Here is a 15,022-nt window from a genome sequence, read left to right as displayed (position 1 = left end):
GCGGCGTCAATGACAATGGAACAACGTCGATCATGGTGATCGATGCGGGGGCGCCGGCGCGAAGCGCCAGCGGGGCCCCGGTCGCACCACGACTCCGGCCAAGGTCGCCACCTTCCCGGCATCCACCGCGGCGATCAGCCGGTCAAGCCCGGAACCGCGCGGAGGCGGGGCGTCGGCCACCGTCCTGAGCGCGCGGGCGACGAGGCGGCGGCGGAGTTCGCGGGGCAGAGCGGCGAGGTCGAGCGCCACCCACCGATCCGCAACTTCTGCGCGCGCCGCCCATTCGCGCTCGGCCACCCAGGCCAGCGCGGTTTCTGCATCGCGTAGATTGGCGGCGGCGAGCGCAAGGCGTGCGGGGGGCAGTTCGGGGGTTTCGGCGAGCAGCGTTCGCACCCGGCTGCGATCGAAGCGCGGGTGGCAATTGGAGGAATCCTCGACGGGCTCGATGCCGGCCGCGTGGACCAGCGCTGACAGTTCGACGCGCGACCAGCCGAGCAGCGGGCGGACCAGCGTTGTCGTCATGCCCCGCGCGAGCGGCCGAAGGGGCAGCATCGCGGCCATCCCGCCCAGCCCCGCCCCGCGTCGGGCGCGGAGGAGGAAGGTTTCGGCGAGATCATCCTGCTGGTGCGCCACGGCGACCCAGGGAGCACCGGCGGCGCTCGCCCAGTCGGCGAGGCAGCGATAGCGCATCGCCCGCGCGCGATCCTGGAGGTTACCGCCGGCCAGCATCGCGGGGCACGGCGGCAGGATCGCATGGGGCACGCCGATGCGCGCGCAAATGGTGGCGACGAACGCCGCCTCCTCCGCAGACTCCGCACGCAGCCCATGATCGACCGTGGCGGCGACGACAGCATCGGGAAAGGCGGCACGGGCGAGGAGCAGCAGCGCGAGGCTATCCGTGCCCCCCGAAACGGCTACGCCGACCGGTGCCTCGGCGCGGGGCATCTGCCCGGCTGCCGCGCGCCAGTCGTCGGTAAAGCGGGCGATGTCTGCGCCCGCGATCGCGTCGATCAGCGACGCGTCACTTGCAGCGCTGATCCGCACGGCCCTTGGCGACGCCCGCGCGCATTTCGGCCGAAAGCGACGCGCCGTACACGCTGTTGAGCTCCTCATAGACCTTGCAGACCTCGCCCGCCGGCTTCTTCAGCTTCACCAGCGCCTGCGCCAGATAATAGAGGCTGTCGGCCGCGCGCTCGCCATTGGGGTTCGAGGTATAGTTTTCATACAGCGCGACCGCGGCGAGATTGGCGCGGTTGTCGTCGAGATAGGCGCGACCGAGCAGGTTGCGCGCGAAGCTGGCACGCTTGCCGGTCGGGTATTTGGCCTTGTACTGCTCCAGCGCCTTGGCGGCTTCGGGATAGAGCTTTGCCTGCCACAGGCGGAAGCCATAGAGATACAGGTCCTCGCCCGCATCGCCGGTGCTCGGCTTGCCCACCGCGGCGACCTTGGCGGCCCGGTCCCCCGAAGGTTGCGCCGGGGACGGTGCAGAATCCCCCGAGGCGGCGACAGCGCCCTCCGTCGGCATGGCATCGGCGACCGGCTGCGGCGCCTCCAGCGCCTTCACGCGCGCATCGTTGGCCGCCTTGTAGGCGCCGAACGACTCTTCCAGCTGGCGCATGCGATACTGGTTCTGCTCGATCTGGCCGGTCATCGTCTGCATCTGGCTTTCCAGTGCGGCGACGCGCTGGGTCAGGTCGGCGAGCGGCGTGGTCGCGGGCACGCCCGGGGGCGTGTTGTCGACCTGCTGGGTGATCTGCGGTTCGACGGTCATCCCGGCGCCACCGGGGAACACCTTGCGCTGCACCGCGCGCATCTCGCGCTCGAGCTTGTCCACCCGCGGGCCGACATTGCCGTCCTGGGCGATGGCGGTGCCGTTGAAGCCGAATGCGGCAAAGGCGAGTGCCGCTGCGAGAGCAATACGCATCGTCGATCAATCCTTACGCGCCTCCCGGGGAACGGAGGCGTGGCGCCGCTATAGCCAAGCGGCCCCCGCTTGCGCCACCCCCTCAGGGGTTGGGCGTGTCACCCGCCGGCAGGGTGGCCGCCGCGGGCGCGGCAGTCGGGGCGATACTGTCGCCGCGGGTGGTGCTGCGGCGCTGCGACGGCGTTGCCGCCGCGGCCGGCGTCGGCGTCGGCGTTGCGCCGGGCTGGCCGCGGGCACGGAGTGCGGCCGAGGTCAGCTCGGCCTCGACCACCTTCACCTCGGTGCCGAGCGGGGCGACTTCGCTGCCGTTGAGCAGCACCTGCAGCTGGTCCGGGCGGCCGGTACGGATGCGCGGGTGATCCGCATCGTCCGGCACGTCATAGCGCTCGCCGGCGGCCAGTTCCTTCTCGGCCAGTTTCTTGCCGGTCGCATCGGTGACCCGGATCCACGCCGGGCCGCGCGCGACGAGGGTGACGTGCTCGACCGCGGGAACGGTGGGCGTTGGCGCCGGCGCCGGCGCAGCGGCTGCGGGGGTCGGGGTTGCCGCAATCTGCTGGGCCAGGCTGTCGCCCTGCGCGGTGCTGCCGCCACGGAACCAGTCGGTGCCGTACCAGATGCCGATCCCGGCGACGATCACCAGCGCGACGATCACGCCGAACCATACGATCCCGCTGGGCGCGGCGCGCGACGGCTCGTGCAATGGATATTCCGGCGTGATCGCGGGCCGCTCGATCTGGCCGAGCTCGGCACGGACCTGCTGCGCGATCGACACCTCGTCGACATTCACCGCGCGTGCATAGGCCTTGGCGAAGCCACTGGCATAAGTGATCGACGGCAGCCCCGAATAGCTGCCCTGCTCGATTGCTTCGAGGTGGCGCTGGGGGATGCGGGTACGCGCGGCGATCTCGGGGAGATCCAGCCCCATGGCTTCGCGCGCGGCGCGCAGACGGTCGCCGGCGCGCGCGGATGACGGGGTGAATTCTTCGGGCATGTCGCCTTGCATTCTGTCCTCCGGCGAACACGTTAGACCCTGAACGTCCGCCTTGTGCAGCAGGGGATGCCCTCCCGGCCGTGTCGCTGTCAACGCCGGGAGGGAAATCATTGCGGCGGTGGGTCAGGCCAGTTCGACGCCCTGCGTCTCTGCCCAGCGGGTCAGCACGTCGCGGAGCGGCGCCTCCGGATGCCGCAGCATCTCGTCCATCGCCGCCATCACCGCGCCGCGATCGAGCGAGCGCAGCATCGCCTTGATCGGCCCTACCGCGGCCGGGGTGATCGACAGCCGGTCGATGCCCAGCCCGATCAGCGCCAGCGCCTCCAGCGGACGCCCGCCCATCTCGCCGCACACCGCCACCGGCACGCCCGCGGCGCGCGCCTGATCGCTCACCCGCTTGAGGAAGCGCAGGATCGCCGGGCTCAGCCAATCGTAGCGCAGCGCCAGTTTGGGATGCGCACGATCGGCGGCGAACAGGAATTGAGTCAGATCGTTGGTACCGATCGACAGGAATTGCAGCTTGGGCAGCAGCAGGTCGAGCACTTCGGCCAGCGCCGGTACCTCGAGCATCGCGCCGTAGCGGATCTCGTTGGGCATCTTGCGTCCGCGCGCGGCCAGCCAGGCATGTTGCTTTTCGAACAGCGCGCGCGCCTGGTCAAACTCCCACGGCTCGGACACCATCGGGAACATCACGTTGAGCGTCCGCCCCGCCGCCGCCTCGATCAGCGCGCGCGCCTGCGCCTTCATCAGGCCATCGCGATCGAGCGCGAGGCGCAGCGCGCGCCAGCCCATGGCGGGATTCTCTTCCTCGCCATCCTCGTCATGGTTGAGATAGGGCAGCGCCTTGTCGCCGCCGATATCGACGGTGCGGAACACCACCGGCCGGTCGCCCGCGGTTTCCAGCACGTCACGGTACAGGCGCCGCTGCGCCTCGCGCTGCGGCAGCGTCGCCGAGACGAGGAACTGGAATTCGGTCCGGAACAGGCCGATGCCGTCGGCGCCGGTCAGGTCGAGCGCGGAGACGTCGTCGCGCAGGCCCGCATTGACCATCAGCGTCACGCGGTGCCCGTCCAGGGTCACCGGCGGCACGTTCTTGAGCTGGGCGAATGCCGCGCGGCGCTTCTGGCTGAGCGCGAGCTTTGCCTCGAACGCCTCCTCCATCACCAGCGAGGGGCGCGCGAAGACGCTTTCCTCACCCACGTCGAGCAGCAGCAGGTCGCCCTCGGCAACTTCACGGCGCACGTCGCGTGCCCGGCCGAGCACGGGGACGCCCATGGCACGCGCGACGATGGTGACGTGCGCGGTCAGCGAACCTTCCTCCAGCACCACGCCCTTCAGCCGCCGCCGATCATATTCGAGCAGCTCGGCCGGCCCCAGGTTGCGCGCGATCAGGATCGAGTCCTGCCGCAATCCCAGTTGCGCGGCGGTGCCGAGCTGGCCCGAGACGATGCGCAGCAGCCGGTTGGAGAGGTCCTCCAGATCGTGCATCCGGTCCCGCAGCAGCGGATCGTCGATCTCGCGCATCCGCTGGCGGGTGCGCTGCTGGACGCGCTCGATCGCCGCCTCGGCGGTCAGGCCGGAATCGATCGCCTCGTTGATGCGGCGGCTCCACCCCTCGTCATAGGCGAACATCTTGTAGGTCGCGAGGATCTCCTCATGCTCCCCGCCAATGCCGAATTCGGCCTGACTGGTCATGCGGTCGATCTGCTCGCGCATCTTGTCGAACGCGGCATAGAGGCGATGCCGCTCGGCGTCGGTATCGTCCGCCACGGTGTGCTCGATGACGATGCGCGGCTGGTGGAACACCGCCACGCCACGCGCCATGCCCTCGACCAGCCGGAAGCCGCGGATCGTGCCTGCCGCGGTCGGCTGGAGCCGGGTCGAGGTGCCGCCCGCCGCATCGATCAGCTCGGCATTGGCGATCAGTTCGGAGAGCACCATCGCCACGGTCTGCAGCGCCTCGATCTCGATATCGGCATAGCGCCGCGGATCGACATGCTGGACGGCGAGCACGCCCACCGCACGCTCGCGGCGGATGATCGGCACGCCGGCAAAGCTATGGAAGCGGTCCTCGCCGGTCTCGGGATTATGGACGAAATTGGGGTGGCTGGTCGCCTCGTCGAGATTGAGCGTCTCGATATGCGCGGCGATCGTGCCGACCAGCCCCTCGCCCATGCCGAGCTTGGTGACGTGCACCGCCTCCTGCGCCAGCCCGCGCGTCGCGAACAGCTCGAGCACGCCTTCGCGCAGCAGGTAGATCGAGCAGACCTCGCTGTGCAGCGCCTCGCCGATGATGTTGACGACCGAGTTGAGCTTCGACTGGACCGGCAGCCGTTTCGCCATCAGGTCGTGCAGGCGGGTGAGGATTTCCCGGGCGGAGGCGGCTGCGGTCAAGGCCATGGTTCAGCGGTACCAGATTGTGCGCACCCGCGCCAAGCCGGGTGCGCAGCAAAAGCGCGGAATAAGGTCGTCCCTTCCACCACCGAGATCCTCCCCCAGCTTGCTGGGGGAGGGGGACCGCCGCCGAAGGCGGGGGTGGAGGGGCCGCGCCGCGAGGCGCGGATCAGACTTCGAGGGAGACCGCCGCTACGCGGCGGCCCCTCCACCATGTGCTTCGCACATGGTCCCCCTCCCCTGCTGCGCAGTGGAGGATTGGCACGTCACGCCGCGCGCTTTTCCAGCGCATGCGCGGCTTCGGCGATCAGCGTCTCGATGATCGTCGCGACCGGCTCTTCCTTGGTGACCATGCCGACCGACTGGCCCGCCATCACGCTGCCATGCTCGACATCGCCCTCGATCACTGCGCGGCGCAACGCGCCTGCCCAGTAATGCTCGATCTGGAGCTGCGCTTCGGCCATCGCGACGCCGCCCTCGTCCAGCGCCTGCGCGACTTCGCGCTGCTTGGCAGTGAACAGCTCGCCGCCGGCATTCTTGAGCGCGCGCACCGGGATCACCGGCAGGCGCGGATCGATCTGGACGCTGGCGATCGCGTCGCGGGCGGACGCGCGAATGAACGCCTTCTTGAAATTGGGATGCGCGATGCTCTCCGTCGCGGCGGCGAAGCGGGTGCCGAGCTGGACGCCGGCCGCACCCATGTCGAGATAGCCGGCAATCGCCTCGCCGCGGCCGATCCCGCCGGCGACGAACACGGGCACCTGGGCGGCGACCTCGGGCAGAATCTCCTGCGCCAGCACGCTGGTCGAGACCGGGCCGATATGCCCGCCGGCCTCCATGCCCTCGACGACGAGCGCATCGACGCCCGAGCGGATCAGCTTCTTGGCGAGGCTCAGCGCCGGCGCGAAGCAGATCAGCTTGGCGCCGTGCCCCTTGATCGCATCGAGCGCCCCCGCCGGCGGCAGCCCGCCCGCCAGCACGACATGACCGACGCCGTGCTTGCCGCACACGTCGATCAGTTCGAACAGCTGCGGATGCATGGTGATCAGGTTCACGCCGAAGGGCCTGTCGGTCAGCGCCTTGGTCGCGGCGATTTCCGCGTCGAGCAACTCCGGGGTCATCGCGCCGCACGCGATCACGCCGAAGCCGCCTGCGTTGGACATGGCGGAGACCAGATTGCGCTCGGATACCCAGGACATCGCGCCGGCGAGGATCGCGACCTCGCTGCCCAGGAATTCGCAGCCGCGCGCCATGCGGCGGGCCAGGCGCTCGGCGCCGATCGAAGAAGGTGCGTTCATGGGGACAGCGCCTAGCCCCGGCGCCCCCGGCTCGGCAAGAGGCGCCTGCCCCTTGCCGAATCCCGGCTCAGGCGGCGACGTCGTCCGCGTCGAGGCCATAGGCAGTGTGCAGCACGCGCACCGCCAGCTCGGTATAGTCTTCCTCGATCAGCACCGAGACCTTGATCTCGGAGGTGGTGATCGCCTGGATGTTGATGCCGCGCGCGCCGAGCGTCTGGAACATCGTCGCGGCGACGCCGGCATGGCTGCGCATGCCGACGCCGACCACCGAGACCTTCGCCACGCGCGTGTCGTGGCTGATGCCGGCGAAGCCGATCGCTCCCTTCTGCTGCGCCAGGATCTCCAGCGAGCGGGCGAGATCCGCCGCCGGCACCGTGAACGTCACATCGGTAGCACTGGCGCTGCCGGCGCTCTGGTGCGCGATGTTCTGGATGATCATGTCCACGTTGATGCTGGCATCGGCAAGCGGCGTGAAGATCGACGCCACCGCGCCGGGCTTGTCCGGCACCGCGGTGAGGGTGATCTTGGCCTCGTTCTTGTCATGCGCGATGCCGGTGATGAGCTGGCGTTCCACGTCCTGAATCTCCTCTTCGCCCACGATCATCGTCCCGGGCAATGTATCTGCCATCGGCGCGTCGTCGCCCGTGAAGGACGAGAGCACCTGCACGCGAACACCTTCCTTCATCGCCAGGCCGACCGAACGGGTCTGGAGCACCTTGGCGCCGACGCTGGCGAGTTCGAGCATTTCCTCATAGGTCACGCGCTTGAGCTTGCGCGCGCGGGGCACGATGCGCGGGTCTGTCGTGTACACCCCGTCGACATCGGTGTAGATGTCGCAGCGATCGGCCTTCACCGCCGCTGCCACCGCCACCGCCGAGGTATCCGATCCGCCGCGGCCGAGCGTGGAGATCCGCTCTTCGTGCACGCCCTGGAATCCGGGGATCACCGCGACTTCGCCCTTGCCCATGCTGGCGAGCAGCGCGTCGGTGCCGATATCCTCGATGCGCGCCTTGGCGAAGGCGTCCGAGGTCTGCACCGGCAGCTGCCAGCCGAGCCAGGAGCGCGCCGGCACGCCGATCGCCTGCAGCGCGATCGCCAGCAGGCCGCTGGTGATCTGCTCGCCGGCCGAGACGACGACGTCATATTCCTTGGGGTCGTAGAGCGACGAGGCCTCGCGGCAAAATCCGACCAGCCGATCGGTCTCGCCCGCCATCGCCGAGACGACCACCGCGACCTGGTTGCCCGCCTCCCACTCGCGTTTGACGCGGGCGGCGACGCTGCGGATACGCTCGATCCCGGCCATCGATGTGCCGCCGAACTTCATTACGATACGCGCCATGGCTGGTTGCTTGTTTCCTGGCCTTGGGAGAGATGGGCGAGCCTGATAGGAGCCAGCGATGCCGAACGCAACAATAGCTACGATTGACCCCCGTGAAGCGGAACATTTCGGTCGTCTGGCGGCCGATTGGTGGAATCCGAAGGGCTCCTCCGCCATGCTCCACCGACTGAATCCTGCGCGGCTGGGCTATATCCGCCGCGCGATCGACGCGCATTGGTCGGGCGATTCGGCTGATTTCATGCCGCTGAGCGGCAAGACCGCGATCGACGTGGGCTGCGGTGCGGGCCTTTTGTGCGAGCCGCTCGCGCGGCTCGGCGCGCGGGTGACCGGCGTGGACGCGGCGGGCGAGAATATCGGCGCGGCGCGTGCGCATGCCGAACAGTCCGGGCTGCCGATCGACTATGTCCATGGCGGCATCGAGGACCTGGCCAGCCGGACTTTCGACCTCGTCACCTCGATGGAGGTGATCGAGCATGTCAGCGATCCAGCCGCCTTTGTGCGCGGGCTGGCAGGCGCGCTGGCCGAGGGCGGGCTGATGGTGCTCTCCACGCCCAACCGCACGCCGCTCTCGCGCCTCGCGATGATCACGCTGGCCGAGGGCACCGGCGCGATCCCCAAGGGCACGCACGACTGGAGCCGCTTCCTCAAGCCCGAGGAGCTGGAGGCGTTGCTCACCGATGCCGGCATGAAGGTGATCGACCGCCAGGGCCTCACCTTCTCGCCCACCCGCGGCTTCGTGGTGAACGAGCATGACGCGCTCAACTATCTGGTGACCGCCGTCCGCGCCTGAGCGGGCGGACGGCGGTCACCGCCTATTTGGCGAGATCGAGCAGCAGGATCGGCCCGATGTCGAACACCTGCTTGCCCGTGGCGAGTTGCAGCGACACGGTGAGCTCGCCCGCCGCATAGTCACGATCGGCCACGCCATCGGCATGGACCATCTGCCAGGTGCCGCCCACCGCAGCCTCGCCGCGGAACACCGGCGTATAGGGCGCCTTGGACAGGCCGAGCTGGATCCCGGCGATCTTCGCAGTCGCCGCCCCTTCGGGCAGGGCCGAGGCGCGCGCCCACACCGCGATCACCAGCTTGTCGCCCTTCTTCACCGGCTGGTTGACGGCCGAGTTGAGGCCGATCGTCCAGGGCTGGTCCGATGCCGCCGGGATCGCGATGCGCAGCGCCCGGCCGCCCTGCACATTCTTGTCCTTCACCACCGAAGGCTGCCCCGACAGGCCGTAGACGGCGAAGCTTTCCGGCGCCGGTGCGTTGATGATCTGCTTGGAAACGTCGCTCTGCGCCTGCGCAGGCAGCGCAGCCACGCCGAGCCAGCACGCGAACATGATCCGCCATAGGTTCATGGCACCCCTCCTCCTTGATCGTCGTTGTCGAACGCTTCTTGTGCGTCGAAAGCTATCGTTTGCGTCAACGCTGTCAATACGCGGCGATTGACAGCGCCGGCCGGGGCCGGAACAGCTGCGGCCATGTCGACGATCAAGCTGCACCCGAGCTGGCTCGCCCCCCTCGAGGAGGAATTCGCCCAGCCCTATATGGCCGCGCTGCGCGACTATCTGCGCGCCGAGAAGGCAGCGGGGAAGCGCATCTTCCCGGCGGGCAGCGCATGGTTTCGCGCGCTCGACCTGACGCCGCTGGAGCAGGTGCGCGTGGTGATCCTGGGGCAGGATCCCTATCACGGCGAGGGCCAGGCCCATGGCCTTTGCTTCTCGGTACAGCCGGGCGTGCGCACCCCGCCGAGCCTGGTCAACATCTACAAGGAGATGGAGACCGACCTCGGCATCCCCCGCGCGCAGCACGGCTTCCTCGAGCATTGGGCGGACCAGGGCGTGCTACTGCTCAACGCGGTGCTGACGGTGGAAATGGGCCGCGCCGCCGCCCACCAAGGCCGCGGCTGGGAGCGCTTTACCGACGCGGTGATCCGGCTGGTTAACGCAAAGACGGAGCCGGTGGTGTTCCTGCTCTGGGGTGCCCATGCGCAGAAAAAGGCGGCGTTCGTCGACTCGATCGACAAGGGCGGCCTACATCTGGTGCTTAAGGCCCCCCACCCCTCGCCGCTCTCGGCGCATTCAGGGTTCTTCGGGAGCCGGCATTTCAGCAAGGCGAACGCGTTTCTGGAAAGCATCGGCCAGAAGCCGATCGACTGGGCGCTGCCGCCGCTGGGGTGAGGCGTTGTGGCTCCCGCCTAGCCGCGCTATATTTGTATAGCAAGGAGGCGGCCATGCTCGCGGTACGGATCGACGCAGACACGGAAAAGCGGCTGGAGGCACTGGCCGCCCGGACGGGCCGAACCAAGACCTTCTACGCCCGAGAGGCAATCTTGGCGCATCTCGACGATCTTGAGGACTTCTACCTCGCCGAAGAGCGGATAAAGGATTTCCGCTCCGAGGACGCGATCCCACTGACGGACCTGAAGGCCGAGCTTGGCTTGGACGATTGAATTCGCCCCGGACGCGGCAAAGGAACTGCGCAAGCTCGGCAAGCAAGAGGCCGGGCGCATCCTCCGGACGCTCGAAGAGCGGATCGCAACGCTAGAAGATTCGCGGGCGCTGGGCGCCCCGCTCACCGGAGAGCATAGCGGCTATTGGCGGTGGCGGATCGGCGACTATTGGGTCATCGCGCGGATCGAAGATGCGCGGGTCGTCATCATCGTGGTCCGGGTAGGGCACCGCCGCGAGGTGTATCGGTAGCCGGGCGGGCGAAACGCCCACCCGGCTCGATCGTCCTCAATCGTGCTCGCGGCCGCCGGCGCCCATGTAGAGCTCGCTGCCGGTCTCGCGGAACACCTTGCTCATCTCGGCCATGCCCGTCTCGGCATCCACCGTCGCCGGCGTTGCCGCCAGGAAGGTATCGGCCGAGGCGTTCTGCTTCGCGGCAAAGTCGCGGACCTCCTGCGTGATCTTCATCGAGCAGAATTTCGGCCCGCACATCGAGCAGAAATGCGCGGTCTTGGCGCCTTCGGCCGGCAGCGTCTGGTCATGATACTGCTCGGCCGTGTCCGGATCGAGCGACAGGTTGAACTGGTCGCGCCAGCGGAACTCGAAGCGCGCGCGGCTCAGCGCGTCGTCGCGCACCTTGGCCGCCGGGTGGCCCTTGGCGAGGTCCGCCGCGTGCGCCGCCAGCTTGTAGGTGACCACGCCCACCTTCACGTCGTCACGATCGGGCAGGCCCAGATGCTCCTTCGGCGTGACGTAGCAGAGCATCGCCGTGCCATACCAGCCGATCATCGCCGCACCGATGCCGCTGGTGATGTGGTCATATCCGGGCGCGATGTCGGTGGTCAGCGGCCCGAGCGTGTAGAAAGGCGCCTCGCCGCACGCCTCGAGCTGCTTTTCCATGTTCTGCTTGATCTTGTGCATCGGCACATGGCCGGGGCCCTCGATCATCACCTGCACGTCCTGCTCCCAGGCGCGCTTGGTGAGCTCGCCCAGCGTGTAGAGCTCGGCGAACTGCGCCTCGTCATTGGCATCGGCGATCGAGCCGGGGCGCAGGCCGTCGCCCAGCGAATAGGCGATGTCATAGGCCTTCATGATCTCGGTGATCTCGTCGAACCGCTCGTACAGGAAGGATTCGCGGTGATGCGCGAGGCACCATTTGGCCATGATCGAGCCGCCACGCGAGACGATGCCGGTGACGCGCTTGGCGGTCATCGGAATGTACGGCAGCCGGACGCCGGCATGGATGGTGAAATAGTCGACGCCCTGCTCGGCCTGCTCGATCAGCGTGTCGCGGAAGATCTCCCAGGTGAGGTCCTCGGCGATGCCGCCCACCTTCTCCAGCGCCTGGTAGATCGGCACCGTGCCGATCGGCACCGGCGAGTTGCGCAGGATCCATTCGCGGGTGTCGTGGATGTTGCGGCCGGTGGAGAGGTCCATCACCGTGTCCGCGCCCCAGCGGATCGACCAGACCAGCTTGTCGACTTCGCTCGCCACGTCGCTGGCAACGGCGGAATTGCCGATATTGGCGTTGATCTTCACCAGGAAGTTCCGGCCGATCGCCATCGGCTCCGATTCCGGATGGTTGATGTTGTTCGGGATGATCGCCCGGCCGCGCGCCACTTCGTCGCGGACGAATTCGGGGGTCACATAGTCGGGGATTTCGGCACCCCAGTCCTGGCCATCGCGGATATATTCGGCGAGGCGTTCGCGGCCGAGATTCTCGCGCTCGGCGACATATTCCATCTCGGGCGTGATGATGCCGCGCCGGGCATAGTGCATCTGGCTGACGTTCATGCCCGGCTTGGCGCGCAAGGGGCGCTTGGCCACGTTCGGGAACTGCGGCACGCCCGCCGAGCGATCTGGGCCCTTCAGCCCATTGTCCTCGGGGCGGACTTCGCGCGCGTCATAGGCCTCGACATCGCCGCGGCCGAGGATCCAGTCACGGCGGATCGCCGGCAGGCCGGCCATGATGTCGATATGGGCGTTGGGATCGGTATACGGCCCCGAGGTGTCATAGACGCGCACCGGTGCCTCGCCGCTGCCCGGCTCGAGCTGGATCTCGCGCATCGCGACGCGGTGCTTGCCGACATGGATTTTGCGGCTGCCGCGGATCGGGCCGGTGGTAACGCCGATTTCGGTCTTGGCGGGAATGTCGGCCATGCTCGTCTACTCCTTGGGCGGACGTAGAGAGCGAACGGACCTCGGGGAACAAGACCCTCCCTCCCTACGCCGGTGTCAACCGGATCAGGTTCAGCGGGTCGAAGGCTGCAGCCTTCCTCTCAACCGCTGCGCCAGCGGTCCCCCGGGGAATGGACACTCGTCTACGCGCAAGCGGCGCGCCGGGCAATCCCGACACGCCGCTTGCCTGTCAAAGGTCAGGACGATCCAGCCGCAGCAACGCGCAAGGCTGGTCTACGATGATCGGCGGTCAGAAGGTGTATGCGAGCCCGAGCGCGCCGAACCACTGGCTGCGCGAGCCGGCGATGCGGACAACGGGCGAATCGGCCGCGTCGTCGAGCATGCGGCGATAGGCAACGCCGCCGACCATCGACAGGCCATGGGTAAGGTCGCCGGTGAGCGAAACATTGCCCATCGCGCCCAGCGTCCAGTCCTTCCACCCCTTGCGGGCATAATAGACCGGCAGGCCACTGCGCGCGCTGCCGCCCGGCGTCACGCCGAAATAGGTCTGCGCATAGCCATTGCCCATATAGTTGCCCGAGAGGTTGAGCAGCACATAGGCCTTGCGGCTGAGCGGCGTGCCGTAGCTGACCGACGGCGCCATCACATAGCTCTTATGCACGTTGCCGACGTCGTGGAGATACGAGAAGCTCACGGTCAGCTTGTCATAGTCGCTGGTGATCAGCCCCTGCTTGCCGATGCCGACGAAACCGCCCGCCTCGACCGCGGTGTCGATCTTGCCGAGCGCCTCCACCTGGCGATCGTCGATCCGCGAGGTGCGGTTGAGGTTGACGTTGACGAGCGGGCCGGCCTGGAAATCCCAGCCGGGGCCATTGTTGTCGGCGATCACGTCGGCCCAGGCGCGGCTGCCCAACACGACGAAGTTGATGCCCGAGACGCGGCCGCGGACCAGCGGCGCGGCAGTGACGACGTTCTTGTCCGAGCCGTCATAGCTCGGCACGGTCGCCGCGCCGACGCCGATCGTCACGGTGTCGCGGGTCATGTCGGGCGGCGAATCGGTGCTTTGCTGGGCGAACGCGGGCGCCGCCGCGAACAGCGGGAGCGAAACAAGGGCGGCGCTCGCCGCAGTACGCAGGAAGGACATGGGTTACTCCGGGAAGGGGATCGGAAGATCAGAACCCCCGCAACGCCTGCACGCCCGCGCAGTTCCTACAGCAAATAGCGCAGCTTCACTTCCTGCCGATCGCTGCCGCCCTCGAGCGGAAATTGCGCGGCGGAAAAGCGCGGCGGACCGAAGCCTATGACCGGGTTGCGCGAAAAGCCGAATCCTTCGCGGGGAATGCCCATGAAGGTATCCAGCTTGCCGTTGCCATTGGCGTCGTGGATCACCGCCACGGCGTAATCGCCGGGGGCGAGGCCGCTCAGGCGCAGCTTGCCGTCGGCGGCGGGGATGGTCCGCTTGATGGCGCCGTGCCCATCGCGGCAATCGGGGAACTGGCTCGCAGCCGGCGCAATGCAGATCTGAAGCAGCCCGCGCGTCGAGCGCAGCTTGGTGAAATCAAGCTCCAGCGTCGCCAGCGGCGCGGCGCTGGTCAGCAGCGGCAGCGCGACCAGGGCCCAGGCGCCGCGCCGCAGGATCGAACCGCCCCAACCCCTGGTCGGTCCCGCACAGCCGGTCCCAGAACCGGAAATATAGTCCATAATTGCACCCATATCGCTCATGATGCCGCTGGTGATGGCTTGCCGTGATCAGCCATGCGCCCAGCGGCCCCCGCCACATCCAGGCCGGGAAAATCTCCCAGCCCATATGATTGGTCACTCCCATAACCGTCATGATCGTCAGGACCAAGCCGAGCGCGCCGACATGAATGGGAATCGCGAAGACCAGCAGCGGAATGACGATCGCGCCCGACAGCGCCTCGCCCCAATGGAAGCTCATCGCCGCCCAGGCGGTGGGCGGGCGGCTGGCGTGATGGACGGCATGATAGCGGCGGAACAGCGCGGGCACGTGCATCGCCCGGTGCGTCCAGTAGAACCAGGTGTCGTGCAGGAAGAGGTAGACCAGCACCGACAGCGGCAGATACCATAACGGATAGGCGTGGAGGTCGCCATAGATCCGCGTCCAGCCTTCCGCCTTCCACCCCCAGGCAACGATGCCCGCGGGGATGCCGTAGATCGCCGCCGAGGCGAGGCTCCAGCGGATTTCCCTGCGGATTTGCCTGGATTGGCCGGCGTAGAGGCCGGGATGGCGCAGCCGCGTCGCCAGCGCAAACCCCGCCGAGGCCGCGACGTAGCGCACGCCGACGATCACCGTCATGGCGATCGCGGAGACGAGGATGGCAAGGGCGATGTCCATGGCTGCCGCTGCTACCCCTTCGTGCGGCGAGCGGCAATCCGGCGCAAACCCGATCCTGCGCCGGCACCAACTGTTGCCGCCCAGTAACATTGGTAGTTCTACGAGGCGCTCCGGCACCGATATCTCAATGACCG

General features: G+C 68.0%; 15 protein-coding genes and 1 riboswitch. Of the genes, 4 read left to right on the top strand and 11 right to left on the bottom strand.

Annotated elements, in window-relative coordinates; genetic code table 11:
- Window positions 1–30: 30 nt before the first annotated feature.
- The 6 genes from tilS to RT655_RS11720 form a co-directional block, all read right to left on the bottom strand.
- Window positions 31–1,044: a tRNA lysidine(34) synthetase TilS gene (gene tilS, locus RT655_RS11745; protein WP_313536816.1), complete on the bottom strand. Its 1,014-nt coding sequence runs from the start codon at window positions 1,042–1,044 to the stop codon at window positions 31–33.
- Window positions 1,022–1,924 (bottom strand): outer membrane protein assembly factor BamD, encoded by a 903-nt coding sequence (locus tag RT655_RS11740; RefSeq protein WP_313536815.1) that lies wholly within the window; start codon window positions 1,922–1,924, stop codon window positions 1,022–1,024. The genes tilS and RT655_RS11740 overlap by 23 nt, the downstream gene beginning before the upstream one ends.
- Window positions 1,925–2,006: 82 nt before the next feature.
- Window positions 2,007–2,915, bottom strand: a complete 909-nt coding sequence (locus RT655_RS11735; protein WP_313536814.1) for a helix-turn-helix domain-containing protein — start codon at window positions 2,913–2,915, stop codon at window positions 2,007–2,009.
- A 123-nt stretch (window positions 2,916–3,038) separates the two neighbouring features.
- On the bottom strand, window positions 3,039–5,315 hold the full coding sequence (ptsP, locus tag RT655_RS11730; RefSeq protein ID WP_313536813.1) for a phosphoenolpyruvate--protein phosphotransferase: 2,277 nt from the start codon (window positions 5,313–5,315) through the stop codon (window positions 3,039–3,041).
- Between the two features lie 260 nt (window positions 5,316–5,575).
- Window positions 5,576–6,607: an NAD(P)H-dependent flavin oxidoreductase gene (locus RT655_RS11725; protein ID WP_313536812.1), complete on the bottom strand. Its 1,032-nt coding sequence runs from the start codon at window positions 6,605–6,607 to the stop codon at window positions 5,576–5,578.
- A 67-nt stretch (window positions 6,608–6,674) separates the two neighbouring features.
- Window positions 6,675–7,946, bottom strand: coding sequence for an aspartate kinase (locus tag RT655_RS11720; RefSeq protein ID WP_313536811.1), 1,272 nt, complete (start codon window positions 7,944–7,946; stop codon window positions 6,675–6,677).
- Between the two features lie 58 nt (window positions 7,947–8,004).
- On the opposite strand from RT655_RS11720, the gene ubiG reads away from it, so the two are divergent.
- The gene (ubiG, locus tag RT655_RS11715; protein ID WP_313536810.1) at window positions 8,005–8,736 is read left to right on the top strand and encodes a bifunctional 2-polyprenyl-6-hydroxyphenol methylase/3-demethylubiquinol 3-O-methyltransferase UbiG; all 732 of its coding nucleotides are present in this window, start codon (window positions 8,005–8,007) and stop codon (window positions 8,734–8,736) included.
- Window positions 8,737–8,758: 22 nt separating this feature from the next.
- Here the strand turns inward: ubiG and RT655_RS11710 are convergent, their stop codons facing one another.
- Window positions 8,759–9,301, bottom strand: coding sequence for a hypothetical protein (locus RT655_RS11710; RefSeq protein ID WP_313536809.1), 543 nt, complete (start codon window positions 9,299–9,301; stop codon window positions 8,759–8,761).
- A gap of 123 nt (window positions 9,302–9,424) precedes the next feature.
- On the opposite strand from RT655_RS11710, the gene ung reads away from it, so the two are divergent.
- Genes ung through RT655_RS11695 form a run of 3 tightly spaced genes read left to right on the top strand, consistent with a single transcriptional unit; the run spans window position 9,425 to window position 10,645 of the window.
- Entirely contained in the window at window positions 9,425–10,123 is a 699-nt protein-coding gene (ung, locus tag RT655_RS11705) for a uracil-DNA glycosylase (RefSeq protein WP_313536808.1), read from the top strand.
- A gap of 53 nt (window positions 10,124–10,176) precedes the next feature.
- Entirely contained in the window at window positions 10,177–10,395 is a 219-nt protein-coding gene (locus RT655_RS11700; RefSeq protein WP_313536807.1) for a TraY domain-containing protein, read from the top strand.
- Window positions 10,379–10,645, top strand: a complete 267-nt coding sequence (locus RT655_RS11695) for a type II toxin-antitoxin system RelE/ParE family toxin (RefSeq protein WP_313536806.1) — start codon at window positions 10,379–10,381, stop codon at window positions 10,643–10,645. Before RT655_RS11700 ends, RT655_RS11695 begins: the two co-directional genes overlap by 17 nt.
- 36 nt (window positions 10,646–10,681) lie before the next feature.
- Here the strand turns inward: RT655_RS11695 and thiC are convergent, their stop codons facing one another.
- From thiC to RT655_RS11675, 4 genes are all read right to left on the bottom strand, one after another.
- Window positions 10,682–12,553, bottom strand: a complete 1,872-nt coding sequence (gene thiC / locus RT655_RS11690) for a phosphomethylpyrimidine synthase ThiC (protein ID WP_313536805.1) — start codon at window positions 12,551–12,553, stop codon at window positions 10,682–10,684.
- A 44-nt stretch (window positions 12,554–12,597) separates the two neighbouring features.
- A riboswitch (TPP riboswitch) is annotated at window positions 12,598–12,708 on the bottom strand.
- Window positions 12,709–12,821: 113 nt separating this feature from the next.
- On the bottom strand, window positions 12,822–13,676 hold the full coding sequence (locus tag RT655_RS11685; protein ID WP_313536804.1) for a MipA/OmpV family protein: 855 nt from the start codon (window positions 13,674–13,676) through the stop codon (window positions 12,822–12,824).
- Between the two features lie 65 nt (window positions 13,677–13,741).
- Window positions 13,742–14,080, bottom strand: coding sequence for a DUF2141 domain-containing protein (locus RT655_RS11680; RefSeq protein WP_313536956.1), 339 nt, complete (start codon window positions 14,078–14,080; stop codon window positions 13,742–13,744).
- A gap of 10 nt (window positions 14,081–14,090) precedes the next feature.
- Window positions 14,091–14,888: a sterol desaturase family protein gene (locus RT655_RS11675; protein WP_313536803.1), complete on the bottom strand. Its 798-nt coding sequence runs from the start codon at window positions 14,886–14,888 to the stop codon at window positions 14,091–14,093.
- Window positions 14,889–15,022 lie beyond the last annotated feature (134 nt).

The organism is Sphingomonas sp. (genome assembly GCF_032114135.1).
In the GTDB taxonomy this organism is placed as follows: Bacteria; Pseudomonadota; Alphaproteobacteria; order Sphingomonadales; family Sphingomonadaceae; genus Sphingomonas.
Note: the sequence above shows the minus strand (reverse complement) of the source record. Positions and strands in the feature narration are given on the sequence as shown.

What these genes read in the sequence shown, in the direction of transcription:
- RT655_RS11710 (WP_313536809.1), bottom strand. Translation starts at nt 9,301, where the DNA reads ATGAACCTATGGCGGATCATGTTCGCGTGCTGGCTCGGCGTGGCTGCG.
- thiC (WP_313536805.1), bottom strand. Translation starts at nt 12,553, where the DNA reads ATGGCCGACATTCCCGCCAAGACCGAAATCGGCGTTACCACCGGCCCG.
- RT655_RS11675 (WP_313536803.1), bottom strand. Translation starts at nt 14,888, where the DNA reads ATGGACATCGCCCTTGCCATCCTCGTCTCCGCGATCGCCATGACGGTG.
- RT655_RS11720 (WP_313536811.1), bottom strand. Translation starts at nt 7,946, where the DNA reads ATGGCGCGTATCGTAATGAAGTTCGGCGGCACATCGATGGCCGGGATC.
- ubiG (WP_313536810.1), top strand. Translation starts at nt 8,005, where the DNA reads ATGCCGAACGCAACAATAGCTACGATTGACCCCCGTGAAGCGGAACAT.
- RT655_RS11725 (WP_313536812.1), bottom strand. Translation starts at nt 6,607, where the DNA reads ATGAACGCACCTTCTTCGATCGGCGCCGAGCGCCTGGCCCGCCGCATG.
- RT655_RS11740 (WP_313536815.1), bottom strand. Translation starts at nt 1,924, where the DNA reads ATGCGTATTGCTCTCGCAGCGGCACTCGCCTTTGCCGCATTCGGCTTC.
- RT655_RS11685 (WP_313536804.1), bottom strand. Translation starts at nt 13,676, where the DNA reads ATGTCCTTCCTGCGTACTGCGGCGAGCGCCGCCCTTGTTTCGCTCCCG.
- RT655_RS11735 (WP_313536814.1), bottom strand. Translation starts at nt 2,915, where the DNA reads ATGCCCGAAGAATTCACCCCGTCATCCGCGCGCGCCGGCGACCGTCTG.
- ptsP (WP_313536813.1), bottom strand. Translation starts at nt 5,315, where the DNA reads ATGGCCTTGACCGCAGCCGCCTCCGCCCGGGAAATCCTCACCCGCCTG.
- ung (WP_313536808.1), top strand. Translation starts at nt 9,425, where the DNA reads ATGTCGACGATCAAGCTGCACCCGAGCTGGCTCGCCCCCCTCGAGGAG.
- RT655_RS11700 (WP_313536807.1), top strand. Translation starts at nt 10,177, where the DNA reads ATGCTCGCGGTACGGATCGACGCAGACACGGAAAAGCGGCTGGAGGCA.